Consider the following 25,932-nt stretch of genomic DNA (forward strand, 5'->3'; position numbering starts at 1 on the left):
GCCTTCGCGCGGCCGCCGCCGTTCCGCTCCCGCCGTCCGCCGCTGACGCCCGCGCGTCGCGTCGCGCCGCACGCCGCGTGCCGGCCGACGGTTCGCGGACCACCCGTTCGGGTATCCGCGACCAGGGACGCAGAGGTTTCCGCCCCGGCGACACGGACGCCGCCGTCAGCGGCCGGGGCATCGACGGCAATTCCGACACCGATCATCCGAAGCCCTCGGCGGCGGAGACCCGGTCACCGCACGCACGGAGGTACCGCTCGTGAGCGAAGCAATCCGAACACATTCCCCGTCGACCCGTTCGACCGGCTCGGCCGGTCCCACCGGCTCGTCCCCGCCCGAATCGCCGGGATCGCCGCGCGCCACGCGTTCCGACCGCGCGCCGGAACCGATGCTGGCGGGCGAGAAATCGTCGACCCAGGTATTCCTGGTGAAGCTCTTCGTGGTCGTGCCGGCGCTGGCCCTGGCCGCCGCGGTGCCCCTCGCCTGGGGGTGGGGCCTCGGCTGGGTCGACATCGGCCTCGCCCTCTTCTTCTACACGCTGACGTGCCTCGGCGTGACGGTCGGCTTCCACCGCTACTTCACCCACGGCGCGTTCACCGCCAACCGGGGTCTGCGCGTCGCGCTCGCCGTGGTCGGCAGCATGGCCATGCAGGGACCGGTCATCGACTGGGTCGCCGACCACCGCCGGCACCACGCCTACGCCGACCGCGACGGCGACCCGCACTCCCCGTGGCGGTTCGGCACGTCCGCGCGGGCGCTCGCCAAGGGTTTCTGGCACGCCCACCTCGGCTGGCTGTTCGAGCGCGAGCGGACGAACGCGGCGCGGTTCGCGCCCGACCTGCTCGCCGACGCCGACATCCAGCGGGTCAACCGCTGGTTCCCCGCGCTGACCGTCGTGACGCTCCTGTCGCCCGCCCTCCTCGGCGGCCTGCTGACGTGGAGCTGGTGGGGCGCGCTGACCGCGTTCTTCTGGGCGGGTCTCGTGCGGGTCGCCGTGCTGCACCACGTGACGTGGTCGGTGAACTCCATCTGCCACATGATCGGCGACCGGCCGTTCACGGCGCGGGACAAGTCCGCCAACTTCTGGCCGCTGGCCATCGCCTCCATGGGCGAGTCGTGGCACAACTCCCACCACGCCGACCCGACGTGCGCGCGGCACGGCGTCCAGCGCGGCCAGATCGACATCTCGGCCCGCCTCATCTGGGTCTTCGAGAAGCTGGGCTGGGCCACGAAGGTCCGCTGGCCGAGGCCGGAACACCTGGCGCGCAAGCTGAAGGCGCGCGCCGCCTGACCACGACAACTGCCCGTGCCGCCGGCGCGGGCAGTTCTCCGTGCGGGCACAAGGACTTCGTGGCACGCGTCGGCGTGGAGTTCGCGTGGTGGCCGGCGTGTACGGTGGGGGGCGGCGGGAACCGTTCGAGCATCAGTCAGCGTGTTGCCGGTTTCCCGAGCCATCTCGCACCGCTCGCAGGCGGTACCGCGTTCACCCGGCGGTGGTTCCGAGTCCGCCGGGTCGCGGCCGGCCTGCGCGCGTGGCGGACAGGACAGGTCCGATGAACCACGCCACGCCCACCGCTCAGCCGAACGTCCCTCCCGCACGCGCCGACGGGCACGGGGCGGCCGCGTGCGCCGCCTGCCCCCACCCCCGGGCCACGCACGACCCGATCGCGACGCGCTTCTGCGCCGCCACCACCGCGGGCAACCACAGCCGGGGCTGCGCGTGCGGCGCGGGCCGGGACGTCGTGCGGGGGTGAGTCACCAGGCGGGGCGGCTCCGGTAGGCGGTGTCCTGGTCGTCCTCCTCCACCGGCGCCGGACGGCGGGGTGGGCGGGGCGCGGACGGGGTGGCGGCCTGGACGTCCTGCGGCGGCTCGTCGCCGAACAGCCGCCGGTCCTCGGCCAGCACGCGGTCCAGCAGGGTGGTGTCGCCCAGTGCCGCGCGCACCACCTCGGCCTGCCTGCGCGCGGCGTCGGCGCGGGCCAGGGCGATCGTCCGCACGGTCGTCGTCGACAGCACCGCCGGGTCCGCGGCGCGCACCGCCTGGCCGAAGGTGATCGACTTGACCGCGCCGTCCGACCCGGCGACCACGGTCACCACGCCGTCGGCGGACGTCGCCGTGCCCACGACGTCCTTCAGCCCCTCGGCCATGCGCTGGTACGACTCGGCGCGCAGCCGGTTCGCGGCGGCGGCCGTGTCGATCGCCTCGATGCGGCGCAGCAGGATGTCGGCGGACTCGCTCACCTCGCCGCCCCCTCGTCCGGTCGGATGGTCTTCAGGAACGCCTGGAAGTCGCCGACCAGCTGCTCGAACTGCGCCGGCGTCGCGCTCAGCACGATCTCCAGCACCGCGCGCCTGCTCTCGTCGCGCACGTCCGGCATGGCCAGGAACACCTGCAGCTGCACCAGTTCCACCGGCCGGCCGTCGATCGGCACGGTCATCCGCACCACCTGCGTGAAGGCCGACTCCAGCTCGTTGCGCCGGCCGACCTCGACGGCGCCGAGCCCGCGTTCCAGCCGGGCCACGGCCTCCGCCGCCACCTCCGCCACCGTCGCGCCGTCCGTGCGCAGCTCGCCGCTGATGGTCACGTTCGCGGTGAACCCGGCGGCGGAACCGGGGTGCAGCGCGACGAACGCCGCCCGCGGCGCGCCGACCTCGTCGGGCGGCGCCGAGAGCCACCCGTCGGGCAGCGAGAACTCGATCGGCACCGGGAGCGTGGTGGCCATGCGTGGGTCTCCTCCTGCGGTCATCGGCCGAACAGCCGGCCGATGGCGCGGCCGGCGTCTTCCGCGACGTCCTCGACCCCGCGGCCGACGTCCTTCGCGATCTCGCCCACGTCGTCGGCGACGTCGACCACCGTCTCCACGACCTGGACCGGGTCGACGGTGACGTCGAACCCGACCTTGCCACCCACGCCCAACGCGACGCCGACCGACCCTCCGATGTGGAACTTGCCGTCCTCGCCCAGGCCGAACTGGCCGCTCGCGTGCGCGCCGACGCCCGCCCACGCCTCGCCGTTCACGCCTGCGCCGATCCCGGCGACCTCGGCGCCCGCCTCGCCGGAAACCCTGGCGCCCGCGAACGCCTCCGCGTTGCCCTTCGCGCCGAGCCAGCCGACGGTGCCCTTGGCCTCGGCCGCCGCGCCCACCATGCCGTCCGCGCTGCCCGACGCGCTCACGTGCTGACCGAGCTTGACCTCGCCCTCGGCGTGGCCACTGGCCAGGTACGCGCTCGCGCTCGCGCCGACGGTGACGCCCGCGGCGCTCGCGGTCGCGGTCACGCCGGCCTCCGCGCCGAGCACCGACCCGCTGACGCCGCCCCGGCCCGACAGCGGCCCGGCGGTGAAGTCGCCCTCCTTGGCGCCGTGGGCGACGTCGACCCCCCAGTCCTTCGCGCCGCCGCGCTCGTGCAGGTCGACGCCGATCGACTCGGCGACCTCGGCGAGCGCCTCGGTGAGCAGGCGCTTGGACTCGCTGCCCGCCTTGTCCTCGTACGACCGGCCGTGCGGTCCGCGCTGCCAGCCGCCCGGGTCCTTGCCGTCGTCGTCGGTCTCGCGGTGGGACGCGCCGAACTTCTCCTTGCCGAACGACTTCCGGTAGCCGCCGTCGCCGTCGGGCTCCCAGCCGAGCGCCCTGGCGACGACGTCGCCGATGCCGGTGAGGCCCTCGCGGGCGTCGTCGAGGACCTTCCGGGCGTGGGCGACACCCGCCTGGCCCGGGTCGTGGAACGGACCGGCGGCAGCGCCGGAGAGCACCACCGCGTCGTGCCGGGCGGCGGCCAGGCGCGTCGCGGCCTGGGCCTGCAGGTACAGCTCGATCGCCCGCTGCGCCTCGGCCTGGCTCCGGACGAGCGCGTCGGCGTAGTCGGCGACCAACTGCCCGCCGCCGCCGAGCTCTTCGCCCGCCCGCAGCCAGCGGGGCGGTTCGGCCTGGAACACCGACCGGAACGCGGTGCTCGCGTCGCCGCTCCAGCCGCCGGGGTCGACGCGGCCGAGGTCTTCGCCGACCGCCACCACCAGGCGCAGCGTGCGCACCAACCGGCGCAGGTCGCCGCTGATCAGCTCGGGCTCGCCGGGGACCAGCGCCTTGGGGTCGTTCGTCTCGCCGAGTCGTGCGGCCATCAGGACACCCCGCCGTTCCGGTCGAGCGGCGTCAGCGGCGTGGTCGCCAGGCGGCGCGAGATGTCGGCGCCCGGTCCTTCCCCGAACCGGTCGAACGCGAGCGCTTCCGCCCGGTCCACCTCGACGTACGACGACGCCGCCTCGCGCAGGCCGGCGGCGTGCTCCTCGGCCTCCCGGCGCAGGTGCTCGACGAACGCCCTCATGTCCTCGATGAACCCCTCGAACGCGCCGGCGACCCCGGCGTGCCCGTACTCGCCGCTCGGACCGCACCACACCAGGCCCGACGTCCTGTCCCCCGCGTCGCCGATCTCGACGGCCGCCCGCCGCAACTCCTCGGGCACCGCCCCGAACCCGACCATGTCCGCCCCATCCGTCCACTCGACACCACGCCGTCTGACGGGACGGGGACGTAGATCGTTCCCGGCACGCTCACACCGGGGCACGCGGACCGCCCGCGGGCATTCCGCTCGGTCGCGGGCCGCCGCGGGAGCTACGATCCGCGCGGGCACCGAGGGGGATGTGTGAGACACGCGCTGATCGTCGTGGCACTGCTGGTCACGGCCTGTTCGCCGACCACCACCGCCGCACCGTCGAGCACGACGGCCGCGACGACGACCACCACGAGGTCGGTGGACCCGGAAGTGGGTCAGCGTCGCCTGAAGGCCGCCGCCCTGCCCGTCGACGCCCTCGTCGCGTACGGCGCCGACCAGCCCAGGGACGACAAGTACGGCAAGTGGAACGTGACGGACCTGTGCGGCGGCGTCCGCGACCCCGGCAGGTACGCGTCGTACTACCGCGCGTGGGGCAGCGACCGCATCTCGGCGTTCCACTACGTCCACCGCTTCGAGGAGACCACCGGCGGCGAAGTCCTGCGCCGGATCGCGGAGCGCGCCCGGACGTGCCCGTCGTACGTCCACGGCGACGGGTCGACGCGACCCGTCCTGGCCGACGTCGAGCTGCCCCCGAACGCCTTGCTGTCCGGGATGTTCGGCTACTGCGAGGAGTTCCAGCCCCGGGCGCACCTCTGCGCCGCCGTGATCAGCCGCGACAACCTCCTGTCCGTCCTCACCGTGGCCGGCAGGGGCGAGTCCGCCGACGTTCAGGCCCAGCTGCGGGAAGTCCTGCCGAAGGCGGTCGACGCGATGCTGGGAGCCTGACCGCTCACCGGGGTTCGACGCGGGTCGCCGTGTCGCCGAAGACGAACGGGTTCGGCTCGCACTCGGCGATGAAGTCGCCGGGGAACCCGAGCCGGAACTCCACCGCCGCCTCCAGCCGCCGCACCGCGTCGTCGGGCAGCACGAGGTCCAGCGCGCCCAGGTTCTCGGCGAGCTGCGCGACGCTGCTCACGCCGACCAGCGGCAGCACCGCCCGCGACTTGGCCCGCGTCCACGCCAGCGCCACCTGGGCCGGGCGGGCGCCGAGCTCGTCCGCGACCTCCCGGACCGCACGGGCCGCCGCACGTTCCCGCTCGGTCAGCGCGGCCGGGTCGACGCGGCGCGGACGCGGCGACCCCGGCGGCGCGTCATCCGCGCCGGACAGCTTGCCCGCGGCCAGCGGCGCCCACGCGGTCACGCTCAGCCCCAGCGCCTCGGCCATCGGCAGCAACTCCCGCTCGGCGTCCCGCTTGAGCAGGTTGTAGGGCACCTGGAGGCCCGCGAACGGCGTCCAGTCGCGCCACCCCGCCAGCGTGTTGGCGTGCGCCACGACCCAGGCCGGCGCGTCGGAGACGCCCGTGTAGAGGACCTTGCCGGCGCGGACGGCGTCGTCCAGCGCGCGCATGGTCTCCTCGACCGGGGTGTGCCGGTCCCAGATGTGCACCCAGTAGACGTCGACGTAGTCGGTCCGCAGCCGCCGCAGGCTCCGTTCCAGCGACGCGGTCAGGTTCTTGCGGTGGTTGCCCGACGCGTTGGGGTCGGCGGCGTCGCGCGACAGCGTGTACTTCGTGCCGATGACGAACCGGTCGCGCCGCTCGACGATCGAGCCGAGCAGTTCCTCGCCGTCGCCGTACGCCGACGCGGTGTCGAGCACGTTGCCGCCCGCGTCGGCGTAGGCGTCCACGATCCGCCGCGCCTCGACGGGGTCGCCGAAGGCCATCGTGCCGAGTAGGAGTTCGGAGACGCGCAGCCCGGTCCGGCCGAAGAGTCGATACCTCATGCGCCCAGCGTGGGACGGCCGGCGTGGCGGAGGGAGTCCCGGCGAGGACCCCTCTGCGCCGGGGCGCGACCTAGACTCGCCCGCATGAACGCGTTGGGCGGGTTCCTGCGTGCCCGTCGGGAGGCGATCACCCCGGCCGAGGTGGGGCTGCCGACCGGCGCGCGCCGCCGCACGCCGGGGCTCAGGCGGGCCGAGCTGGCCGCGCTCGCGGGCGTCAGCGTCGAGTACCTGACCCGCCTGGAACGCGGGCGGCACCCGCACCCGTCGGCCCAGGTCATCGGCGCGCTGGCCGACGCGCTGCGCCTGTCGTCGCACGAACGCGTCCACCTGCACCGGCTGGTGAAGGCGGGCGGCGGCACGACGTGCGCGGGGGCGACGGCGCCCCGTCCCGTGCGGCCCACCGTGCTGGCGCTGCTCGACCGGCTCGAACCCTCGCCCGCGTTCGTCACCGACGCGCGGGGCGACGTGCTCGCCCGCACGGCCGGGTTCCGGTGGCTCGCCGCGCCGACGGGTCTGCTCGACGTCGAGCGGCCCAACCTGGCCCGGTACGTGTTCGGCGACGTGCGGGCGCGCACGGCGTTCCCGGACTGGGAGCGGGTCGCCGACGAACGCGCCGCCGCCCTCCGCGCCGCCGCGGACCTGGGCGACGGCGCGTCGGCCGTGCTCGCCGAGGAGCTGTCGATCACGGCGGGCGCCGAGTTCGGCCGCCGCTTCGCCTCGGCGGCCGTGCTGCCGGCCGGGACGGGCGTCGAGCGGTGGCGGCACCCCGAGGCGGGCGTGCTGCGGCTGGCGTACGAGAGCCTGGCCGTGCCGGGCGACGAGGACCACCGCCTCGTGGTCTACCTGCCCGCCGACGCCGCCACGTCCGACGCGCTGTCCGCGCACGTCATGGCTTCCGCCTGAGCGTTACGACCGTCCATTGTGGACGGGTCAGCGCACTACAACACCGCCGCGAGCTTTTCCATGGCGTGCAACGGATCTTCGCCGATGGGGAACAGCACGGCGCTGTCCACCCCGGCCGCGAACAGCTCGTCCAGCCGGGCGCGGGCGTCGTCGGGCGTGCCGGTCACCGCGAGCTGCCGCACCCACTCCTCGGGCAGCCGCCGCACGAACTCCTCCCGGCTCCCGCACTCCCGGCGCAGCGCCGCGAACTCCTCCGCGAACGGCAGCGGGGCGATGTGCGGCGTCCAGTCGGGCTCGCCGATCCACTCCAGCCCGGCCCGCACGGCGTCCACCGCCGCGCCCGCGTCGGCGTCCACCGCGGCGACGTTGTAGCCCACCAGCCGGTGCGGTCGCCGCGCGTCGATCCGCGCGAGCGCCGCCCGCGCGTACTCCGGCGTCGTCGGCTCGGCCAGGATCGTCCCGTCGGCGACCCGACCGGACACCGCCAGCGACCGCGGACCGCGCACCCCGGCCAGGACCGGCGGCGGGCTGTCCGGCACGCACGCGTCCTCCAGCCGGACCCCGTCCAGCGTGACGTGCCCGCCGTGCCGCTCGACCGCCTCACCGCGCAGCAACGCCGTCACCGCGCCCAGGTACTCCTCCAGCAGCGTCAACGGGCTGGCGGGCCACTCCCCCACCGACCGCATCCAGCCGGGCATCCCGTGCCCGATGCCGACGTCGACCCGTCCGGGGAACAGCTGGGCCAGCGTCGCCGCCTCCATCGCCGCGAACGCCGCGTTCCGCGCGCCCACCGGCAGCAGCCCGATGCCGACCCGGACGCGCGCCGTCACCGCCAGCACGGCCGAAGCCTGCGCCATCCCGCCCCGGAACCCCAGGTCCTCCACGACCCACAGCTCGTCGAACCCCAACTCGTCGGCACGCCGTGCGAACGGCAGCACCTGCGACGGCGCGAGGTCGCGCGGGAGCATCACGCCGACCGATCCGGAACGACTCACGACAGCTTCCCTCCAGCCAGGCAAGGTCCCCGCCCAGCCTAGGGATCACGGCCGTGCGGCACACCCTCGGGTGCGGCGCGCATTCGCCGCCGTGCGGGTGGCGCGCCACCCCGTTGCGCTACCCTCCCGTGACGACTTTGGGGGCTGTTGACGATGCTGTACTTCGGGGGCCTGTTCGGCGTGCTCACGCTGGGCCTGTGGCTGTTCTGCCTGGTCGACGTGATCACCACCGCCGACGGTGACACCAGGAACCTGCCCCGGCCGGGCTGGCTGGTGATCGTGCTGCTGTTCCCGCTGGTCGGCTCGGTCCTGTGGCTGGTCGCGGGCAGGCCGGCGCGGGCCGTCGGCAGGCCGCGGGCGTTCGAGCGCACCACGCCGGCGTTCCCCGAGTACGACCGCCCCGGCCGGTTCGCCGCCGCGGACGTCGAGTCGGACGAGGAGTTCCTGCGTCGCTGCCGCGAGCGCGCCGAGAGCCAGCGCCGCAAGGCGCGCGCGGCGGACGACGAGACGGCGTGACACCGCGCCCGTCCGTCCTCTGTGGACGGACGGGCGCACCGCTCAGCCGCTGAACTCGATCGTCCCGTCACGGCGGCCGCGGCGGACCATCCGGTTGAAGCTCAACGCCGCCACGGCGAACCACCCCGCGCCCACGCACACCTCCAGCGCGAGCTCCGGCAGCACTGTCGACGCCGGCCCGTCCGCGAGGAACGCCCGGATCGCGGCCAAGCCGTGCGTCATCGGCAGCACGGACGTGAGCGCGCGCAACCAGTCCGGCCAGAACGACGTCGGCACGTTCACGCCGCAGAACGTCATCAGCACCAGGTAGCTGAGGTTCAGCGCCAGCCACCGCGCCGACGGGAACCCGAGCACGAACGACGCGACGCACGTCCCGTAGCAGTAGCAGGACAGGCCCACCACCAGGATCATCAGCGGCACGAGCGCCGCCTCCGGCCACGGCAGGCGCACCCCGAACAGCGGCGGCAGCGCCAGGAACGCGACGGTGGACGCGACGACGCCCGACCCGAGGTTCACCAGCCCCCGGCTGAGGTACACGACGAGGTGGCTGGACGGCGCGGCCACCATCAGGGCGAGCGTCCCGGACTGCCGCTCGCCCACGGTCAGCAGGATGACCACGGTCGCGTCGATCGCCATGATCGCGACCAGGTTGCCGATGAGCAGGTAGTCGACCTTCTCCTGGGAGCCGAGCATCCGGCCGATCAGCGCGTAGAAGCACGCCTGGATCAGCAGGCGGGACAGCCACGTCAACGTCCACGACTTCCACGTGTGGAACGCCGTGTACATGACCCACGAGGCGATGAGGCCGTGCTTGAGCACGCGCGCCTGGTCACGCATACGTCACCGTCCCGAGCTCGCGCGCCCGGCGCAGGGCCACCGCCAGCAGCACCCGACCGGCGACCAGGGCCGCGGCGCCGAGGGCGACGACGGCCAGCAGCCGCCAGCCGGCGTTCAGGACGGGCGCGACGGCCAGGGCGTCCCGCATCAGGTCGGCCGACCACGACAGGAAGATCACGTGCGACAGCGGCCGCAGGAACTCCGGCAGGTACTGCACCGGCACCATCACGCCGGACAGCACGTAGATCGGGAAGCCGAGGAAGTTCAGGTAGTGGTGGCTGTTGCGGGACAGCAGCATGAACGTCGCCAGCAGCAGGCTGGTGCCCGTCATCGCGAACACCGACGCCGCCATGGCCGCCCAGAACACCCCCAGGTGGTGCACCGCCGGCGTCACGCCGAACAGGACCTTCCCCAGCAGCCACGTCTCGCCGAGCGGGACGACGCCGAGCGCCATCACCGCGGTGATCCGCCCCAGGTAGACGGAGTGCATGGCGCTGGGCGCCGCCATGCTCAGCTCCAGCGCCCGCACCCAGCGCTCGCCCACGAGCACCTCCGCCGCCAGTCCCGTGGCGAAGCCCCACAGCCCGATCAGCGTGGGCGCGAGGAACGCGTTGGCGACCAGGTCCGGACGGGCCGCGTGCATCACGATCGACAGCATCATCACCACGGTGAACGGGATGGTGCACAGCGACAGCAGGTCGTCGGGCTGCCTGCCGACCAGCCAGAACTGCGTGCGGACCCCGGACAGGAACAGGCGCACGCTCAGACCTCCATGCCGCGGCGGCCGATGAGGTCGAGGTAGACGTCCTCCAGCCGGGGCGGGACGGCGCGGACCGACCGCACCCCGCGGTCCAGCAGGAAGTCCAGCACCGCGCGCGCCGACCGGTCGTCGGTCGTCTTCACGCGCAGCACGCCGTTGCGGGTCTCGGTGTGCAGCACGCCGGGGATGGCGGTGACGTCGAGCGTCGTCTCTGCCTCGACCCAGCGGTGCAGCCCGGACATCTCGGCCAGGCCGCGCGGCGACTCGGTGGCGAGCACCCCGCCCTTGTCGATCAGCGTGACGCGGTCGCAGACCGCTTCGGCCTCGTCCATGTCGTGCGTGGTGATCAGGATGGTGCGGCCCTCGTCGCGCAGCTCGCCGATCAGCGCGCGGAAGTCCCGCGCCGCCACCGGGTCCATGCCGGTCGTCGGCTCGTCGAACAGGATCAGCTTCGGGTCGCCGACCAGCCCGCGGGCCAGGTGAACCCGCTGCTTCATGCCGCGCGAGAACGTCTCCACGAGGTCGTCGGCCTTGCCGTCGAGGCCCAGGCGCGACAGCAGCTCGTCGGCGCGCGCCTTGGCCCGCGCGTCCGGGATCTTGTAGAGGGACGCCCAGTAGCGCAGGGTCTGCCGCGCGGTGAGCTTGCCGTACAGGCCGCGTTCGCCGCCGAAGACGATGCCGATGTGCGCCCTGACCTCGGCCGCGTCGGCGACGACGTCGTGGCCGAGGACCTCGGCGGTGCCCGACGTGGGCAGCAGGATCGTGGACAGGATCTTGCACAACGTGGTCTTGCCCGCGCCGTTCGGGCCGAGCAGGCCGTGCACCTCGTTCGCCGGCACGTCCAGCGTCAGCCCGGCGAGCGCGGTCACCTCCTCGCCCCTGGGCCGCCACCCCTTGCCCTTGCGGTACGTCCTGACGAGGTTCCGGACGCGCACGCTCATGGTCACCCCCCGGTAATCCGCTCGAAGCTACCGGTACGGCGGTGACGCGCGCACGTGAAAACCCGACGCCCGGAAGGCGAGCCGCGGTCCTGGACGCCGTTCGGCGTCCTATCGGCCGGTGTCCTCACGGGCGGGCGGCGTCCACGGGGTCGTTCGCGGGAGCCAGGCGGGCACCGACCGGCGGTACTCCTCGTACTCCGCGCCGAACGTGCGCGCCAACGTGGGCTCCTCGTACCAGCGGACGAACGCGGCCGGCACGGCCCACGCCGCCGCCGCGTAGGCCAGCAGGCGGACGTTCCCGAACAGCACCGCCTGCCCGATGATCGACAGCAGCAGCCCCAGGTACATCGGGTTGCGCACGTGCCGGTTGAACCCCGACACCACCAGGCGCTCGGTCGGCGCGACCGGGATCGGCGTCCCGCCCGCCTTGACGAACTCCGCGAACGCCGACGTGGCCGGCACCAGCCCGGCGGCGACGAGGACCGCGCCGACGACCCGTGCCGCGCCGGGCAGCGGCCGCCGGACCCGCCACCGGGTGATCAGCCACGGGACCAGGCCGACCACCGTGCCCGGCGCCACCACGAAGAACCCCGCGCTGACGGCCGCGGCTCTCGACTTGCGCATGACGTCGTCCTTCCCCGGGTCAGCGGACGGCCAGCGCGAGGACGGCGGCGACGAACGCCACGCCCTGCCACAGCGCGCTGAAGCCGTACCAACGGGCGTAGCGGTCCAGGCGTGGGCGCAGCCGGTCGTGCTCGTCCGACGGCGTGCGCGTGACGCGGAACAGCGCGGGCAACGCCAACCCCGTGCCGACGAAAGCCACCACCGTGGCGGCGAGGGAGCCCGCGGTCCACCACGCCACGGCCGGCGGTTGGTCGGACGCGAACGCCGCCACCGTCGCCGTGACGGTCAGCAGCGCGCCCAGCCACGCCACCGGGACGTAGCTCTTGCCGCCGAGCCCGGCCAGGTTCGCGCGCAGGTAGTCGGCGTACGCGGGCAGTCCCACGCGGTGGCGCACCCGCGGGCTGACCACCGCCGAGTCGTAGATGATGCCCGCCCCGAGGCCGCGCACCACCGCGGTGACCACCAGCAGGACCTCGAACCACGTCATGGCTGCCAGTAGAGGTGGAACTCAGTACAATGTCAACTATAGTCGAGTACCATCCGCGCCGTGGACCCCAAGATCGTCGAAGCCGCGCTGGCCGCCGCACGGGAACGCGACCAGCCCGTGGCCGAGGTCCCGCTGGTGGTGATCGCCAAGGCCGCCGGGATGTCCCGCAGCACGCTGATCCGCCGCATCCGCCACCGGGCCGCGCTCGACCAGGCGTGCCGGGAGGCCGGCGTCGACCCCGGCAGCCGGGTCCCCGTGCGGGACCGCGCCGTCGCCGCGACCGCCCACCTCGTCACCCGGCACGGCCTCGGCGCGTTCACGCTGGAAGCCGTCGCCGACGCCGCGCGCTGCGCCGTGCCCAGCCTGTACGCCGTCTTCGGCAGCCGGGACGGCCTGCTCGCCGCCGTGTTCGACCACTACGGCCCGGTCCCGGACCTGCGCCAGCTGGCCGCCGACCCGCCCGCGGACGTCGAGGAGACCGTGCGCCGGGTCTACCGCGCGCTCACCGCGGTCTTCACCCGCGAGCCGCGCGTCATGCCCGCGCTCTTCGCCGACCTGCTCGCCCGCCCCGACGGCCCGGCGAGCCGCCTCGTGCACGCCACCCTGCCGTCCATGATCGTCCCGTTGGACGCCCTGCTCTCGCCGCACGTCCGCGCAGGCCGCCTGCGGCCCCTCCCCCTGCCGCTGCTGGTGCAACTGCTGATCGGCCCGCTGCTGGCGCACCTGCTGACCCGTTCCGCCCTGCGGGCGGTCCTGCCCGCCGACGTCCCCGGCTTCGACGACGTGTGCGACACCTTCACCGCCGCGTTCCTCCGCGCCGCCGCCCCGTAGCCCGGTCCACGGCGTCCCGCGCGCGGCCGTGGGAGCATCGGACGATGGCCGTCCCGCCCGACGACGCCCGCCGCCGACAGCTCCGCGACGAGTACAAGCGCGCCGAGCGGGAGGCCCGTGCCGCGTCACTGCCGCTGAACCGCGACCAGCTGACGGCGCTGGTCGACTTCGTGGACGCGCTCGTGCTCGCGGAGGGCTGCGACCACACGCTTCGCCACACCCGGACGTGGGTCGAAGCCCACGACCTCGACGGGGAGGCGATCGCGGACGGGTTGGCCGAGCTGGGCGGCTACTGCGACTGCGAGGTCGTCCTGAACTGCGGCCCGGAAGAGGTGTTCGGGTAACCGTGCCCGCTCACCGCTCGCGCCGCTCGACCGCCCGCGGGCTCCGGGCAAGCGAAAAGCGGCCGTCCCGGCAGATGTCGGGACGGCCGCTCTCCGCGATCACTAGCGCTTGTTGACCTTCAGCACGACCTCAGCGGTCGACGGGGCGTGGTTGGCGTCGCCGTCGTAGACCACGGTCAGCTGCCACCGGCCGACGCCGAGCGTGGCGGTGTCGATGGCGACGGTCGCGCGGCCGTCCACCAGGGTCGCCCGGCCCACCTCGAGGTCACCGCCGGAGATGATCCGGACGGCGCCGGTCGGGGTGAACGGGCCACCCCGCACCTCGACCAGGGCCGAGGCGTCACGGCCCAGCTTGACCGCGTCCCGGTTGAGGGTGGCGGTCGTCGTGCTCGGGTCGAGGGTCTCCCGCGGCACGGAGATCGTGTTGACCTCCTCGACGTGACCCGCGTGGTCGACGGCCCGGTACCGCACCGTCGTGGCGACGTCGCCGAACGCCAGCGGCGTGGTGTACGTCGCCCAGGCCGCGTCGCCCACCCGGTACTCGACCCGCGCGACGCCGGACGTGTCGTCCGCGGCCGTGATCGCCACGGACCGGGCCGCGTTGTCCCACGAGGCACGGCTCACCGGCGCCTGTGTGTCCACGTTGACCTCGCGGGTCACCGGGCTCGACGTGTTCCCGGTGACGTCCGTCGCCCTGGCCTGCACGGTGTGCCTGCCGTCGGTCAGCGTCACCACGTCGGTGGTGCGCCAGCCGCCGTCCACGGCCATCTCCACCGACTGCACGCCGGTCTCGTCGGCGGCCGCGGCCCTCACGTCGACCGGAACCGTGAACCAGTCGCCGGTCGGCGACGCGGGCGTCGTGCTCAACGACACCGTCGGGTCCGCGCGGTCGGTCACGATCACCGTCACCGTCGCGCGGAGCGCCTGGCCCACCAACGTTCCCTCTACCTGGAACGAGCCCCAGGAGCCGTACCGCGCCGGGTCCACGTCGGCCCAGTCGACCGCGGTCGCCCGGGTCGAGCCGTCCGCGTAGGTCACGTCCACAGTGGACGGCAGCGTCGGGGCCACGCCCTCACGGGTGCGCACCGACACCGATGCCACCGACTTGGCCAGCAGGTTCGGCTGCATCGCCGCGCGCAGCGCGTCCAGCTCGGCCTGGCTGATCGGGATGACCGTGCCGTGCCGCGGGCTGCGCGGCAGCGCCGAGTCCGGGACCGCCGTCCAGACGCCCGAGGCGATGTCGTCGGTCCGGAACGCCAGGTACCCCTGACCGCCGTGGTAGCTCGGCTGGTCGATCAGCATGTGCCAGCGCCCGGGCACCGCGTTGTCGCGGAACACCGTCGGGCCCTCGCCGCCGGTGAACGTCCCGCCCCACGGGTTGGGCTGGCCGACGCCGATGCGCTCGCGGACCAGGGACCACGGCGACGACGTCGTGGTCGGCAGCGTCCCGGTGACCGGGGCCAGGAGGTCGGTCGACCTCTCCTGCCGGACCGTCATGGACGCCTCGTCCTTGATGAACCGGTAGAACGTGTCCCCGTCGCGCACCACGGTCGCGTCGATCATGCCGAGACCGGTGCCCCGCTTGACGTCCACCCACGGCTTCGCCTCGCTGAACGTGCGGAAGTCGCGCGTCGTCGCGTACATCATCCGGTTGTAGGACGTCCGGAAGTCGCGGGAGGCCACGTCGGTCGTCGGGTAGAGGTTCGACGCCCAGTAGACGACGTAGTTGCCCGACGCCTCGTCGTAGAACGCCTCCGGCGCCCAGGTGTTGCCGGCGAAGTCCGACGACACCTTGATCATCCGCTGCTCCGACCAGTGCACCAGGTCGGTGGACTCCCACACCACCAGGTGCTTGCTGCCGGACTCCTGCGCCTCGCTGAAGTTGTTGCCGCCGAAGATCTTCAGGTCGGTCGCGAGCAGGTAGAACTTGTCGCCCTCGTGCGACCGGATGAGGAACGGGTCGCGCAGGCCCCGCTCCCCCAGGGTCGAGGTGAGCACGGGACGGCCGTTGTTCAGCTCGTCCCAGGACAGCGGGTCGTTCCCCTCCGACGCGGCGAAGTAGATCTTCTCGCCGTCGTCGGTGCTCTCACCGACGAAGTACGGGAAGAAGTACGCCTCGTGCACCGCCGGGGCGGGCAGCGGGAGCACGGTGATCGGGATCGTGCGGGTCGCCGTGCCGCCGTTCAGCGTGGCGGTGACCGTCAGGTCCACCGCCACCGGCTCGCCGCCGTGCGCGGGCCGGGTCACTTCGCCGGTGTCCGTCACCACGCTCCCGTCGCTCGACTGCCACGTCAACGTCGCGCCGTGGGCGCCGGCCAGGGGGAGGGCGAGGTTCCCCCGGACGCCGTCGGCGTCGGTCAGCGTGACGGCGTCGACCGCCGCCTGCGCCGTGTTCTCCGCCGCGTACGAGGCCACCAGGCCCCGGCCGACCGGCCCCGCCGCGTGGGCGGGCACGGCGGCCAGGCCGGCCGCCACGAGCGCGGCGCCCAGCAGCGCGAGGGTGGTCCGCTTCCGCATGGCGATCTTCATCCCGATCACCCTCTCCGCTTGGTGACCCGCACGACCACGCTGGTCTGCGAGGGGCTGTGCCCGCCGTCGCCGAGGTAGCGCACGACGAGGGTGTGGTCACCGACGCTCAGGCCGCTGGTGTCGAGCGACACCGTGGCGGTTCCGTTGGTCGAGGTCGCTGATGCCAGGGGCACGGACGACTCCAGGATTCGGATCTCGCCGGTCGGCGTCGTGCCGCCGGACGTGCTGCCGACCTTCACGGTCAGCGGGAGGGCGGCGCCCTGCTCGACCCTCGGCTTCGACGGCGTCACCGTCGTCGTGGTCGACTTCAACTGCGCCTGCTTCGCGGGCACCACGACCGTTCCGGGCGCCTCGACGTTGCCCAGCCGGTCGACCGCGCGGAACTGCACCGCGGTCTCGGCGTCGCCGACCACGACCGGGGTCGTGTACGGCCGCCAGTCGGCCGTGCCGATCCGGGTCTCGACCCGGTCGACCCCGACGCCCGCGTCCGCGGACCGGACCGCGACGGTGCGCGCGGCGCCGTCCACAGTGGCGTTGGAGACCGGTGCCAGGTCGTCGACGCCGAACGTCACCGGCCGGACCTCGCCGATGTTGCCCGCCGCGTCCACGGCGCGGACCTCCACGGTGTGCCGGCCGTCGCCGGCGACCTGGACCTCCGTGCCGGGGACCCACGCGCCGCCGTTGACGCGGAACTCGATCCGGTCGAGCCGCCGGTCGTCGGTGGCGGTCGCCGTCACGGTGACCGGGTCGCCGTACCAGCCGTTGACCGCCGTGCCCCGCAGCGTCACCTCGCCGACGACCGGTGCGACGCCGTCGGTCGTGCGCAGCCGCAGGAACGTGATCGACTGCGCGGGGAAGTCGTAGCTGAAGTCGTTCGACAGCCCGCTGATCTGCCGGGTGGCAGGCACCACCTTGGTCGGGTTCGCCTTGGTGTTGGTGTCACCGGGCGCGCCCGTCATCTGGACGACCTCGCCGTCGGGCAGCACGCCCGCGTCCGCGACCGTGACCCGCGTGCGGACGGTCTCGGTCGAGGTGTTGACCACCTTGGCCACGATGTCGCCGCTCGCCTCGTCCCGCGTGACGACCTGGAACAGCTTCTCGTCCGCGCCGGAGTCGTAGGTCATCTGCAGCTGGTCGTTGAGGTACAGCGAGATGGTGTTGCCCGCGACGACGACCTTCACCCGGTACGTCGCGCCGGTGTCCACGCTGTGGCCCTCGACGGACTTCACCTCGACCGCGCTGCCGCCGGACGCCTTCTGCAGCACCGACCGGGTGTTGTTCCAGCCGCCGAGGTTCCACCAGTAGAAGTCGTTGGTGGCCTGGGCGCCGAAGCCGATGAGGAAGCCCTCGGCGCCGGAGATCTTCTTGGCGTCGAGCTCCAGCGTGTAGTTCGTCCAGCCCTTCGCGTACGCGTCGTCGATGATGCTGCGGGCGTCCGTGGTCGTCGCGGACGACTGGACGTACTGGCCGTCGGAGACGGCCCAGCTGCCGGCGGTCGGGTTCCACTGGTCGCCGTTGGCGAAGTCGTCGGAGAACAACGTCTCACCGTTGGCGTTGGACGTCACCCGGACGTTGTCGTACGCGGCGGCGGTGTTCCAGGTGGACAGGAAGATGCCGCCGTTGACGACCGACTGGTTGACCGAACCGGTGAAGGTGCTCGGCACGACCTCGTCGCCGACGTTGTTGCCGAACATCTTCTGCACCTCCCAGTTGGGGGTGTTCCAGGACTCGTCGTTGTCGAACCAGATGGCGTCCGGGTTCCACTGCACGTGCGACTCGTTGGACAGCAGCGGCGCGTACGACGCCAGCCGGACCACGTCCGCGTTCCGCTGGAGGCCCGTCATGTACGACGCCTCGGCCAGGGCGTTGTGGAACGTGTTGCCGCGCGAGGCGTACTCGCCCAGGAACACCTTGGGGCCGTTGCGGTCGTAGCTGTCGTAGCGGTGGTTGTTCAGCAGGAACCAGTCGGGGTCGTTGTAGTAGTGCTCGTCGACCATGTCGACGTTCTGGCGGCGGTTGTAGTCCCACAGGGCGTCGAACCGCGCGCCCGCGTCGTCCGGGCCGGAGTTGGAGATGATGGTGATGTCCGGGTACCGGGCCTCGATGGCGTCCCGGAAGGCCGGGAAGTTCGCCTCGAACGTGGTGGTGTTCTCCTCGTTGCCCAGGCCGATCATCTCCAGCCCGAACGGCTCCGGGTGGCCGAGCGCGGCCCGCTTGGCGCCCCACTCGGTGGTGACGTCGCCGTTGGCGAACTCGATCAGGTCGAGGGTGTCGTCGACCCAGCGGGCGATCATCGCCGGGTCCTTCATCTCGGGGATGGTGCTGCCGCAGCCGTTCGCGCCCACCGACACCACGGGCAGCGGCTCGGCGCCCAGGTCCTCGGCGAACTTGAAGTACTCGAGGTAGCCGATGCCGTAGGACTGGTTGTAGCCCCAGAAGTTCCAGTTGGCCGGCCGCTCCTCGACCGGGCCGATGGTCTCCTTCCACTGGTAGGTGCGGCGGCGGTCGGTGTAGCCGCTCTCCTCGTACGTGCGGAACGTGCCGACGTTGGTGACGCAGCCGCCGGGGAAGCGCAGGAACGTCGGCTTCATCGCGGCGATCTTCTCGGCCAGGTCCTTGCGCAGCACCGACTTGCCGTTCACCGGGCCGACCCAGCGGTCCTGCGGCATGACCGAGATCATGTCGAGGCCGACGACGGACGCCGCGCCCGCCGTGACGACGAGCCGGGCCGCGTCGGTCGTGGCGGAGGCGGTCAGCGTCACCGGGTACTGCTTCCAGGTGTCCGAACCGTCGACGGCCACGGAGCCCTCGGCGTAGGTGACGGCGCCGTCCGCGCTGACCAGCCGGACCGCCAGGTTCTGCGCGGTCGTGGTGCGCGCCCACACCGAGGCGTCGTACTGCGCGCCCGCCTTGAGCGCGAAGCCGCGGTTGTAGCCGATGTTGCGCAGACCGTCGCCGGGGCCGTCGGCGATCAGCCGGAAGTGGTTGCGGTTCATCGGGTTGAGCCGGGTGTCGTCGTTGACGACCAGCGCTTGCGGTGCCGTGCCGCCGCCGTTGACGACCTCCCAGGCGGTCATGCCGGTGAAGCCCGCGTTGTCCGAGGAGTTGAACTCGAACGACCGGTTGCGCACGAGTTCGGCGTAGAGGCCGCCGTCCGCGGCGTAGTTGATGTCCTCGTAGAAGATGCCGAACATCGTGTCGCTGATCTGCGCGGCGGCCGCGTCGCCGTCGATGGCCAGCTCGGCGGTCGACGTGCTGACCTGGGCGAGCTTGAAGCGGACGGCGGAGGCCTTGTCGCCGAGCACCAGCGGACCCGTGCCGCCCGCGTAGCCGGCGCCCTCGGCGTCACGCAGGAACAGCTCGCCGCCCGCGGCGTCGGTCAGCCGCACGGGCGAGGCCGCGCCGCCGGTCTGGCCGAGCGCGAGGCGGCCGTCGGTGACGACGAGCGGCCGGTCGCCGTCGGTGGTACGCAGGTGCACCGTGCCGCCGGCCTGGGCGGCCGCGGTGAAGACCAGCGTGGACAGCGGCGGCTCGGGCGAGAGCGCCAGCCCGCCCTCGGTCTCGACCAGGTGGCCGCCCGCGGCGCTCTTGATCGAGAACGTGCCCGCGGGCTGGACGTCACGGCCGGCGGCCGCGGTGATCCGGAAGTCGTCGAAGGCGGCGTCGAGCGTCGAGCCGTCGAGCGCGCCGAAGGCGTAGACGCCGACCTGGGTCGTCTGGAACGCGGCGGTGACCGACGAGGCGTCCACCCACGCGCCGGAGGCGTTCTTGTACCGGGTGGTGATGGTGTCGCCGACCCGCTGGAGCTGCAACGTCTCGCCGGTCGAGCCCGGCCGGTCGACGAACCGCTCGGCGCGGAACGCGGCGGCCGTCTCGACGTCGTTCTCGATCGCGATCCCGGACGGGGCCAGCGTGCCGACGTAGGTCAGGCCCGAGCGGACGTAGTTGTCCATGTCCTGCCAGGCGATCAGCCCGGCGCCCTGGTAGGTCTTGGCGACCTGGGCGCGCACGGTCACCTCGGCGGTGAAGTCGCCCGCCGGGATGTCGACCAGGAACACGTTCCGGGCGGTGTTGACCGCCTGGTAGGTGTCACCGGTCTGGCCGGTGACGCGCAGGGTGCCGTCGAGGAGGGTCCAACCGCCCGGGTCCTCGTTGACGATCTCCCACTCCGGCCGGAGCGTCGTCGAGGCGAAGTCGTCCGTCCACGTCTCCCCTTCGACCGCCCCCGCGCTGGGGGCGGTCACCGCGGAGAGCGTGACCCCGAGGGTGACCGGCAGAGCCGCGGCCACCAGCGCACTGATCCACCGTCGACCCGGTCTTCCGACCGGCCGTCGCGCTGTCGTCATGAGGGGTGCTCCACTCTGAGTTCCACCGCCGTAGGAAATGCCAGCGTTTACCACCGGGGAGTGTGAGCGTTAACAGACGCGACCGTCAAGGGATGGTTTGCAGCGGTGCAGAGGGCGCGAGGCGGCACCTCCTTCGGTAGTGAGCGTTCACAAATAACGCGCAGCCAACTGGTTGACCCCGCGTTCCGCCGTGCCGCTGACAGGACCAACGAGGCCGACTCCGCAGGGTGATCCGGCGTCTCAACTGGCCACGTCGGCCGGACGACGCGCCGAGCGACCGCACCGTCCCCTTCCGGAACCTCAGTCGCCGGCCTCAGACTCCCCCGGCGACACCGCGCCACCCGATTCACGCCACTCACACCATTGGGCGGGTTCGGCTCCCGGCAATGTCGTGTCAAACGGGGACGCCGTCCCGTCTCGACACAGCGCACGTGACACGGCAACGCCTGACCCACAGCGCTCCTACCTGGCGTTTTATTCTGCGGCAGCGCCTGGGATATCACTTCCGGTCAGCGCGGGATGGACGAAAGTAAGGGCGAACTCCTGACCATCGCGCACTGTGCGCCCACGTCTATCGACCCCTACCTTCCCCCTGTTCCGCAGGACAACCTTGCCGAAATTCGGCGCATCGGAGAATGGGGTCTCAGTGGCGCTTCCGGACAACGCGGTCACCGCTGCCGAACCGGACAGCCGTGCGCCGACGAACGTCGAGGACGTGCCGGACGTCAGCGCCGCCTGGTACCTCGACGTCATCCGCTTCGCGGAGGGCACGCCGCCCTGGTTCCAGTCGTTCGCCGGGTTCTTCACGGAGGCGGCGATCGTGCTGCTGCTGGGCTTCGTGCTGTCGGGCTGGTGGCGCGCCCGGGCACTGCCCGCCCGCGCGATGGCGTTCGCGCTGCTCGCCCCGGCCGGCGTGGTGGTGGCGTACCTGCTGAGCGAAGTGATCAAGAGCGGCTACGAGGTCGAACGGCCGTGCCGCACGCTCGGCGTCGTCGTGACGATCGCGGAGTGCCCGCCACCGGGTGACTGGTCGTTCCCCAGCAACCACTCCGTGATCGCGGGCGCCGCCGCGATCGGCGTGCTCCTGGCGTGGCGCCTGCTCGGCGCGACCGCCGTCCCGGTCGCGTTGGCCGCGGCCGCCTCACGGGTGTTCGTCGGGGCGCACTACCCGCACGACGCCGTCGTCGGCCTGGTCTTCGGCGCGCTGGTCGCCCTGATCACCGTGCCGGTCCTCCTGCTCCCGACCACCGCTCTCGTCCAAAGGCTGCGCCACCACGACAAGGCCGGTGTCCTGCTGGCCACGGAAGCGGTTCGGCGTCTCGGGCACGACCAGGCGACGCGTCCCGACCGCACTCACCCTCCACGCGGGTAGTCCAAGCTCCGGCTTCCGCTACGGGGAGTCGTCCACCAGGTTCGCGTGGTGGGCGATGATGGCGACCTGGACGCGGTTGCGGACCCCGAGGTGCTTGAACAGCGCGCCGGCGTACGCCTTGACCGTTCCCTCGACCACGTGCAGCCGTGCGGCGATCTCGGCGTTCGACAGGCCCGCGCCGATGAGGCGCAACACTTCCACCTCCCGTCCGCTCAGGCCTTCGACCCGGTTCCTCGCCTCCCTGGCCCTCACGGCACGCGACCCCGGACGAGTGCCGCCGTACGCGCGGATCACCCGTTTCGCCACCTGCGGCGACAGGTACGCCCCACCGGCCTTCACCGCGCGAATGCCCACCGCCAGCTCACGGGGATCACCGGTCTTGAGCAGGAAGCCGTCGGCGCCCAGTTCGAGAGCCTGGGCGACGTAGTGGTCGTCGGAGAACGTCGTCAGCATCAGCACGCCCGTGCCCGGAGCGACCTCCACGATCTCGCCGGTGGCCGCGATCCCGTCCAGCACGGGCATCCGCACGTCCATCAGCACGACGTCCGGGCGGTGCTCCAAGACCACGTCGACCGCTTCCCGCCCGTCGCCCGCCTCGCCGACCACCTCGATCTCCGGGTCGCTGTCCAGGATGGCGCGGACGCCGGCGCGGACCAGCGCCTCGTCGTCGGCCAGCACGACCCGGATCGCCCGCGGTCCCCCTCCGGCACTCACTTCCCCGCCTCCTGCCCGATGCGCGCCAGCACGTCCTTGCCCACCAACCGGTCGTCGCGGAAGCACAGGCGGTACACGTCGAAAGCCGTCGGCAGGAATCCGCCTTCGGACCGGTAGAACTCGCACGTCGAGCCCGGCGGTTCCGCGGGCGCCGGGCCGAAACCGCGCTCGGGCGCCTGCCGATCGGGCACCACGTCCGCGACGGCCGACCGCGCCGCGCCCAGCTCCAGCCGGTGGAACGACTCGGGCGGCAACGTCGAGGTGACCGTGTCGTAGGCGTAGAGGCCCATCAGCACCACCACCAGGCACGTCCCGAGCGCCACCGGGGTGAGGAACGCGAGCGTCAAACGCTTGCGCACACCGTGCCGCGCGCGGTCGAACTCGTCGGCCACGGTGGGGTTCTCGTCCGCCTCGACGCCCGGACCGTCGCCGATCACGTCCTCGGCCCGAGGCAACCGCACCAGCACTCGGTAACCACCCTCGTGCGGACCGGCGCGCAGCGTGCCGCCGACCAGCCTGACCCGTTCCCGCAGCTCGGCCAGCCCGCGCCCACCGCGTGAGGGGTCGGACGGCGCCGGCTCGGCGGGCGGGCCGTTGGTCACGGCGATCCGGACCTCGTCGTCCAAGCCCTGCAGGAGCACGGACACCTCGGCGCCCGGCGCGTGCTTGGTGGCGTTGGTGATCGCCTCCTGCACCGCCCGGTACGCGGCCCGGTAGCGCATCGGTTCCACGTCCTCGACGTCACCGGTGGTGACCAGGTCGACGGCCACGCCCGCGGCCGCCGCCCTGGCGACCAGGTCGCCGATGCGCTCGCCGCCGGCGATCGCCGGTTCCGGATCGTCCTCCCGCAGCAGGTCGATGATGTCGTGCAGCTGCTCGGTGGCCAGCGCGATGCTCTCGCGCAACGTCGTGGCCGCGGCCCGGTGCCGCTCGTCCACGTCGGCGGCGACCTCCAGCGCGCCCGCCTTGAGCGCGGCCAGGCTGAGGTGGTGGCCGAGCGAGTCGTGCATGTCGTGCGCGATGCGGGCCCGCTCCCGCAGCCGTGCCTGCTCCGCCACGATCCGCTGCCGCTCCTCCAACCGGGCCGCCCGCTCCCAGCCGGCCCTGACCAGCCGCACCTGCTGCCGCCGATAACGGCCGATCAACCAGGGGAACACCCCGAACACGACGAACCCGCCGAGACGCACCATCCAGGTGTACAGATCGACGCCGAGCGACAGCACCACGACCGACCCGACCACGATCACACCAGGAAACACCGCCCGCGCCACCCGGCCGTCGGACACCCTGCGCCCGACCAGGTAGCTCATCACCACCACAGCCGGCAGGAACCGCCAGTCCACCGCCGCGGCAATGGTCGCCACGACCGAGGCCACCAGCGGCAACCTGCGGGCGAGCACAACCATCACCGCGGTAGCCACAAGTCCGACCGCCAACGACAGCCCAAGCCCTTGGCCGAGGAACGGCGCACCCAGCCCCACCCACAGCCCGACGTCGACGAGCCGCCCACGAACGGTGACAGACCTGGCCGGAAGGGGCGTGACAACAACCCCCAACCCCAAACCCCTCACCAGATCACCCTACCGGCCCGCATTACGGCCCATTGCTCACTGTCGACGCCCATCTCATGCCTGCGCCCGCCGGCTCGTGATCGTGATTTCGCACGCGCAGATACAGCCCTGCAACGGAACTCAGCCCACTGTGCTGTCCGTAGAAGGTCGGTGAAGGGATGCATTCGCTAACGCATGACCATGCCGAACGCGCGCAGACGGGCCGGCACCGAGTACGCCGGACCTCGGGATCAGAGGTGAGGGAATCGAATCACTCCGGGCACGCCACCAGGGCCTGTTCGGTTGTGCCGAACAGGCCCTGGCTGTGTCACGGGTCAGAGGCGCACGTTGGACCAGGCGCGGCAGGTGCCGTAGAGGATGCGGGGGTTGGTCTGGGACCACTCACCGAGGCAGAGGCGGCCTTCGACGATGACGTTGTCGGCGAACTGGGTGACGCTGGTGGTGTAACCGGAACCCTCGGCGCCGCCGAAGTTCCAGTAGTCCCAGGCACGGCCGTTGTCGGGGTTGCGCAGCTGGAGGACCAGGGAGTGGTCGTCCTTCTCCTGGTCGTCCACGTTGAGGCGGTTGCCCGAGTCCCAGTAGCAGGCCTGGCCGATGTTGTTGCCGCCCGGCTTCTCCCACAGCCAGCGCTTGGTGTAACCGCCGTCGCCGCAGTAGGGGCCGCCCGCAGCCACGGCGGGGGTCGTGATGGTGAGCAGGCTCAGCAGAGTGGCGACCGCGATCAGGACGGCGGTTGTCGAACGCCTTAAGGTTGACGTCATGTCAACGCTCCTTTCGTCAGCACGGATGAGAGCTGGAGACGACCACCGCCGTTCCGGGCGGGGCGTCCACGTAAGGAGCTCGTAAGAAGGCTGTTGCCGCTGTGGTGTTGCCCGCGTCGCCGGACACTCGTCGGCGCGGGGCTCACAGGTGAGTGTCGATGCCAACCCTGGTCGCCACGTGCTTGTACCGCTGCGCCACGTCGTTCGGCGACTACGGCTGCTCGTGTGGATCGCTCCACCATCGGACAACTACGCCGGCCCGACGGCGGACATCCCTTCGTCTCCCCCGCCATCGATGCCGAACTCACGAACGACAAATCCCGACATCCCGCGTTCGTCATCGCTGCGATCCGGAAAGTAGACGCTTTGACGGCATCCGCACCTGCCAGGTCACGAGTTGTGCACTGGCAGGTGGGCGTCCGGTCACTCGACTGGAGGTTGGCGAAGATCCCACCGCAACGATCACCGGCCACCACTTCCCGAACACACTCGACACCGACGTGATCATCTTCGGCGGGCAGGCGATCTCGAACGCAGTGGCGGCCGCCGAGACCGAAGCACCGGGAAACGTTCGCGCAGGCGGTTCTCAGTGGTCGCGTTCGCGATCAGTCCTCGTCCGGATCCCATCCCTTCCGCCGCAGCGCTTCTTCCACGCGCGCGACCTTGGCCCGATCAAGCCTGCGGTTGTTGAGCGCGGTAGCCGTCAACTGCCCCACCTCGTAGCGGCTGATTCCGGTGAACTCCTCCACCACCAAGGCGAGGTTCCTCTCGCTCAACCCCTCCGACAGCACTACCAGGACGGCCTCGGTGTCCTCCTCCGGCACACCGTTCGGGAACGCGTGCCGGAGGATGTCAACCACGTCGTCCAATGGCGGTCCGAGCATTACCCCCTCCGTCCGGATAACCTCGATGTGGATCGATCACACTCAAATGATAGCGAGCTTCTCGTGCCGGGTCAGAAGTCGCCAATATCGTGGTAGCGGACTTGTCAGGTAGCCGAGCGTCGTTCGGTCGTTGATATCAGGCAACAGGTCGAACCGGGTCCAAGAGGACCAGGCGGCCAGCGCGACCACGGACCCGGGCAGATCGACTATCAAGCCGCGGTCCGCGAGTCCTCGATGTCGGTCATA

At 72.3% G+C, this 25,932-nt stretch carries 25 protein-coding genes; 8 read left to right on the forward strand and 17 right to left on the reverse strand.

Annotated elements, in window-relative coordinates; genetic code table 11:
* The first annotated feature begins 388 nt into the window (after window positions 1–388).
* A complete protein-coding gene (locus tag ACRAKH_RS25995) occupies window positions 389–1,291 on the forward strand; it encodes an acyl-CoA desaturase (protein WP_380726702.1) in 903 nt (300 codons plus the stop codon).
* A gap of 262 nt (window positions 1,292–1,553) precedes the next feature.
* Complete coding sequence (locus tag ACRAKH_RS26000; RefSeq protein ID WP_380726700.1) at window positions 1,554–1,754, forward strand: RGCVC family protein; 201 nt, start codon at window positions 1,554–1,556, stop codon at window positions 1,752–1,754.
* A gap of 1 nt (window position 1,755) precedes the next feature.
* Here ACRAKH_RS26000 and ACRAKH_RS26005 read toward each other — a convergent pair whose 3' ends face one another.
* The 4 genes from ACRAKH_RS26005 to ACRAKH_RS26020 are packed head-to-tail and all read right to left on the reverse strand — an operon-like array spanning window position 1,756 to window position 4,476.
* Window positions 1,756–2,241, reverse strand: coding sequence for a YbaB/EbfC family nucleoid-associated protein (locus tag ACRAKH_RS26005; RefSeq protein ID WP_380726698.1), 486 nt, complete (start codon window positions 2,239–2,241; stop codon window positions 1,756–1,758).
* Window positions 2,238–2,723, reverse strand: a complete 486-nt coding sequence (locus ACRAKH_RS26010) for a hypothetical protein (protein WP_380726696.1) — start codon at window positions 2,721–2,723, stop codon at window positions 2,238–2,240. Before ACRAKH_RS26010 ends, ACRAKH_RS26005 begins: the two co-directional genes overlap by 4 nt.
* 20 nt (window positions 2,724–2,743) lie before the next feature.
* Window positions 2,744–4,117 (reverse strand): putative T7SS-secreted protein, encoded by a 1,374-nt coding sequence (locus ACRAKH_RS26015; protein ID WP_447009352.1) that lies wholly within the window; start codon window positions 4,115–4,117, stop codon window positions 2,744–2,746.
* Entirely contained in the window at window positions 4,117–4,476 is a 360-nt protein-coding gene (locus ACRAKH_RS26020; protein ID WP_380726692.1) for a hypothetical protein, read from the reverse strand. The genes ACRAKH_RS26015 and ACRAKH_RS26020 overlap by 1 nt, the downstream gene beginning before the upstream one ends.
* A 162-nt stretch (window positions 4,477–4,638) precedes the next feature.
* On the opposite strand from ACRAKH_RS26020, the gene ACRAKH_RS26025 reads away from it, so the two are divergent.
* Window positions 4,639–5,274, forward strand: coding sequence for a hypothetical protein (locus ACRAKH_RS26025; protein WP_380726690.1), 636 nt, complete (start codon window positions 4,639–4,641; stop codon window positions 5,272–5,274).
* A 4-nt stretch (window positions 5,275–5,278) separates the two neighbouring features.
* Here ACRAKH_RS26025 and ACRAKH_RS26030 read toward each other — a convergent pair whose 3' ends face one another.
* Complete coding sequence (locus ACRAKH_RS26030; RefSeq protein ID WP_447009353.1) at window positions 5,279–6,271, reverse strand: aldo/keto reductase; 993 nt, start codon at window positions 6,269–6,271, stop codon at window positions 5,279–5,281.
* A gap of 84 nt (window positions 6,272–6,355) precedes the next feature.
* Here ACRAKH_RS26030 and ACRAKH_RS26035 point away from each other — a divergent pair, with 84 nt between their 5' ends.
* Window positions 6,356–7,174 (forward strand): helix-turn-helix domain-containing protein, encoded by an 819-nt coding sequence (locus ACRAKH_RS26035; RefSeq protein ID WP_447009354.1) that lies wholly within the window; start codon window positions 6,356–6,358, stop codon window positions 7,172–7,174.
* Between the two features lie 35 nt (window positions 7,175–7,209).
* Here the strand turns inward: ACRAKH_RS26035 and ACRAKH_RS26040 are convergent, their stop codons facing one another.
* Window positions 7,210–8,169 (reverse strand): LLM class flavin-dependent oxidoreductase, encoded by a 960-nt coding sequence (locus ACRAKH_RS26040; protein ID WP_380722959.1) that lies wholly within the window; start codon window positions 8,167–8,169, stop codon window positions 7,210–7,212.
* 153 nt (window positions 8,170–8,322) lie between these two features.
* On the opposite strand from ACRAKH_RS26040, the gene ACRAKH_RS26045 reads away from it, so the two are divergent.
* Window positions 8,323–8,685, forward strand: a complete 363-nt coding sequence (locus tag ACRAKH_RS26045) for a PLD nuclease N-terminal domain-containing protein (protein ID WP_380722961.1) — start codon at window positions 8,323–8,325, stop codon at window positions 8,683–8,685.
* Window positions 8,686–8,727: 42 nt separating this feature from the next.
* Here the strand turns inward: ACRAKH_RS26045 and ACRAKH_RS26050 are convergent, their stop codons facing one another.
* From ACRAKH_RS26050 to ACRAKH_RS26070, 5 genes are all read right to left on the reverse strand, one after another.
* The gene (locus ACRAKH_RS26050; RefSeq protein ID WP_380722963.1) at window positions 8,728–9,522 is read right to left on the reverse strand and encodes an ABC transporter permease; all 795 of its coding nucleotides are present in this window, start codon (window positions 9,520–9,522) and stop codon (window positions 8,728–8,730) included.
* The gene (locus ACRAKH_RS26055) at window positions 9,515–10,282 is read right to left on the reverse strand and encodes an ABC transporter permease (protein ID WP_380722965.1); all 768 of its coding nucleotides are present in this window, start codon (window positions 10,280–10,282) and stop codon (window positions 9,515–9,517) included. Before ACRAKH_RS26055 ends, ACRAKH_RS26050 begins: the two co-directional genes overlap by 8 nt.
* 2 nt (window positions 10,283–10,284) lie before the next feature.
* Window positions 10,285–11,223 (reverse strand): ABC transporter ATP-binding protein, encoded by a 939-nt coding sequence (locus ACRAKH_RS26060; protein ID WP_380722967.1) that lies wholly within the window; start codon window positions 11,221–11,223, stop codon window positions 10,285–10,287.
* A 108-nt stretch (window positions 11,224–11,331) separates the two neighbouring features.
* Window positions 11,332–11,847, reverse strand: a complete 516-nt coding sequence (locus ACRAKH_RS26065; RefSeq protein WP_380722969.1) for a methyltransferase family protein — start codon at window positions 11,845–11,847, stop codon at window positions 11,332–11,334.
* Between the two features lie 19 nt (window positions 11,848–11,866).
* On the reverse strand, window positions 11,867–12,334 hold the full coding sequence (locus ACRAKH_RS26070; protein WP_380722971.1) for a hypothetical protein: 468 nt from the start codon (window positions 12,332–12,334) through the stop codon (window positions 11,867–11,869).
* Window positions 12,335–12,394: 60 nt separating this feature from the next.
* Here ACRAKH_RS26070 and ACRAKH_RS26075 point away from each other — a divergent pair, with 60 nt between their 5' ends.
* Together ACRAKH_RS26075 and ACRAKH_RS26080 are read left to right on the forward strand one after the other, a co-directional pair.
* Window positions 12,395–13,165, forward strand: coding sequence for a TetR/AcrR family transcriptional regulator (locus tag ACRAKH_RS26075; RefSeq protein WP_380722973.1), 771 nt, complete (start codon window positions 12,395–12,397; stop codon window positions 13,163–13,165).
* 44 nt (window positions 13,166–13,209) lie between these two features.
* Window positions 13,210–13,509 carry a DUF2695 domain-containing protein gene (locus tag ACRAKH_RS26080; RefSeq protein WP_380722975.1) on the forward strand — a complete coding sequence of 100 codons (300 nt, stop codon included), beginning with the start codon at window positions 13,210–13,212 and terminating at the stop codon, window positions 13,507–13,509.
* A gap of 102 nt (window positions 13,510–13,611) precedes the next feature.
* Here the strand turns inward: ACRAKH_RS26080 and ACRAKH_RS26085 are convergent, their stop codons facing one another.
* Window positions 13,612–16,038 (reverse strand): OmpL47-type beta-barrel domain-containing protein, encoded by a 2,427-nt coding sequence (locus tag ACRAKH_RS26085; RefSeq protein WP_380722977.1) that lies wholly within the window; start codon window positions 16,036–16,038, stop codon window positions 13,612–13,614.
* A gap of 5 nt (window positions 16,039–16,043) precedes the next feature.
* Window positions 16,044–20,282 carry an alpha-L-arabinofuranosidase C-terminal domain-containing protein gene (locus ACRAKH_RS26090; RefSeq protein WP_380722978.1) on the reverse strand — a complete coding sequence of 1,413 codons (4,239 nt, stop codon included), beginning with the start codon at window positions 20,280–20,282 and terminating at the stop codon, window positions 16,044–16,046.
* Between the two features lie 748 nt (window positions 20,283–21,030).
* Here ACRAKH_RS26090 and ACRAKH_RS26095 point away from each other — a divergent pair.
* Window positions 21,031–21,756: a phosphatase PAP2 family protein gene (locus ACRAKH_RS26095; protein WP_380722980.1), complete on the forward strand. Its 726-nt coding sequence runs from the start codon at window positions 21,031–21,033 to the stop codon at window positions 21,754–21,756.
* A gap of 18 nt (window positions 21,757–21,774) precedes the next feature.
* On the opposite strand, the gene ACRAKH_RS26100 is transcribed toward ACRAKH_RS26095, so the two are convergent.
* From ACRAKH_RS26100 to ACRAKH_RS26115, 4 genes are all read right to left on the reverse strand, one after another.
* On the reverse strand, window positions 21,775–22,470 hold the full coding sequence (locus ACRAKH_RS26100) for a response regulator transcription factor (protein WP_380722982.1): 696 nt from the start codon (window positions 22,468–22,470) through the stop codon (window positions 21,775–21,777).
* The gene (locus ACRAKH_RS26105; protein ID WP_380722984.1) at window positions 22,467–23,870 is read right to left on the reverse strand and encodes a sensor histidine kinase; all 1,404 of its coding nucleotides are present in this window, start codon (window positions 23,868–23,870) and stop codon (window positions 22,467–22,469) included. Before ACRAKH_RS26105 ends, ACRAKH_RS26100 begins: the two co-directional genes overlap by 4 nt.
* A gap of 485 nt (window positions 23,871–24,355) precedes the next feature.
* On the reverse strand, window positions 24,356–24,802 hold the full coding sequence (locus ACRAKH_RS26110; protein WP_380722985.1) for a hypothetical protein: 447 nt from the start codon (window positions 24,800–24,802) through the stop codon (window positions 24,356–24,358).
* A gap of 605 nt (window positions 24,803–25,407) precedes the next feature.
* A complete protein-coding gene (locus ACRAKH_RS26115; RefSeq protein ID WP_380722987.1) occupies window positions 25,408–25,686 on the reverse strand; it encodes a DUF3349 domain-containing protein in 279 nt (92 codons plus the stop codon).
* Between the last annotated feature and the right edge of the window lie 246 nt (window positions 25,687–25,932).

The sequence above is a fragment of the Saccharothrix hoggarensis genome, from assembly GCF_052936025.1.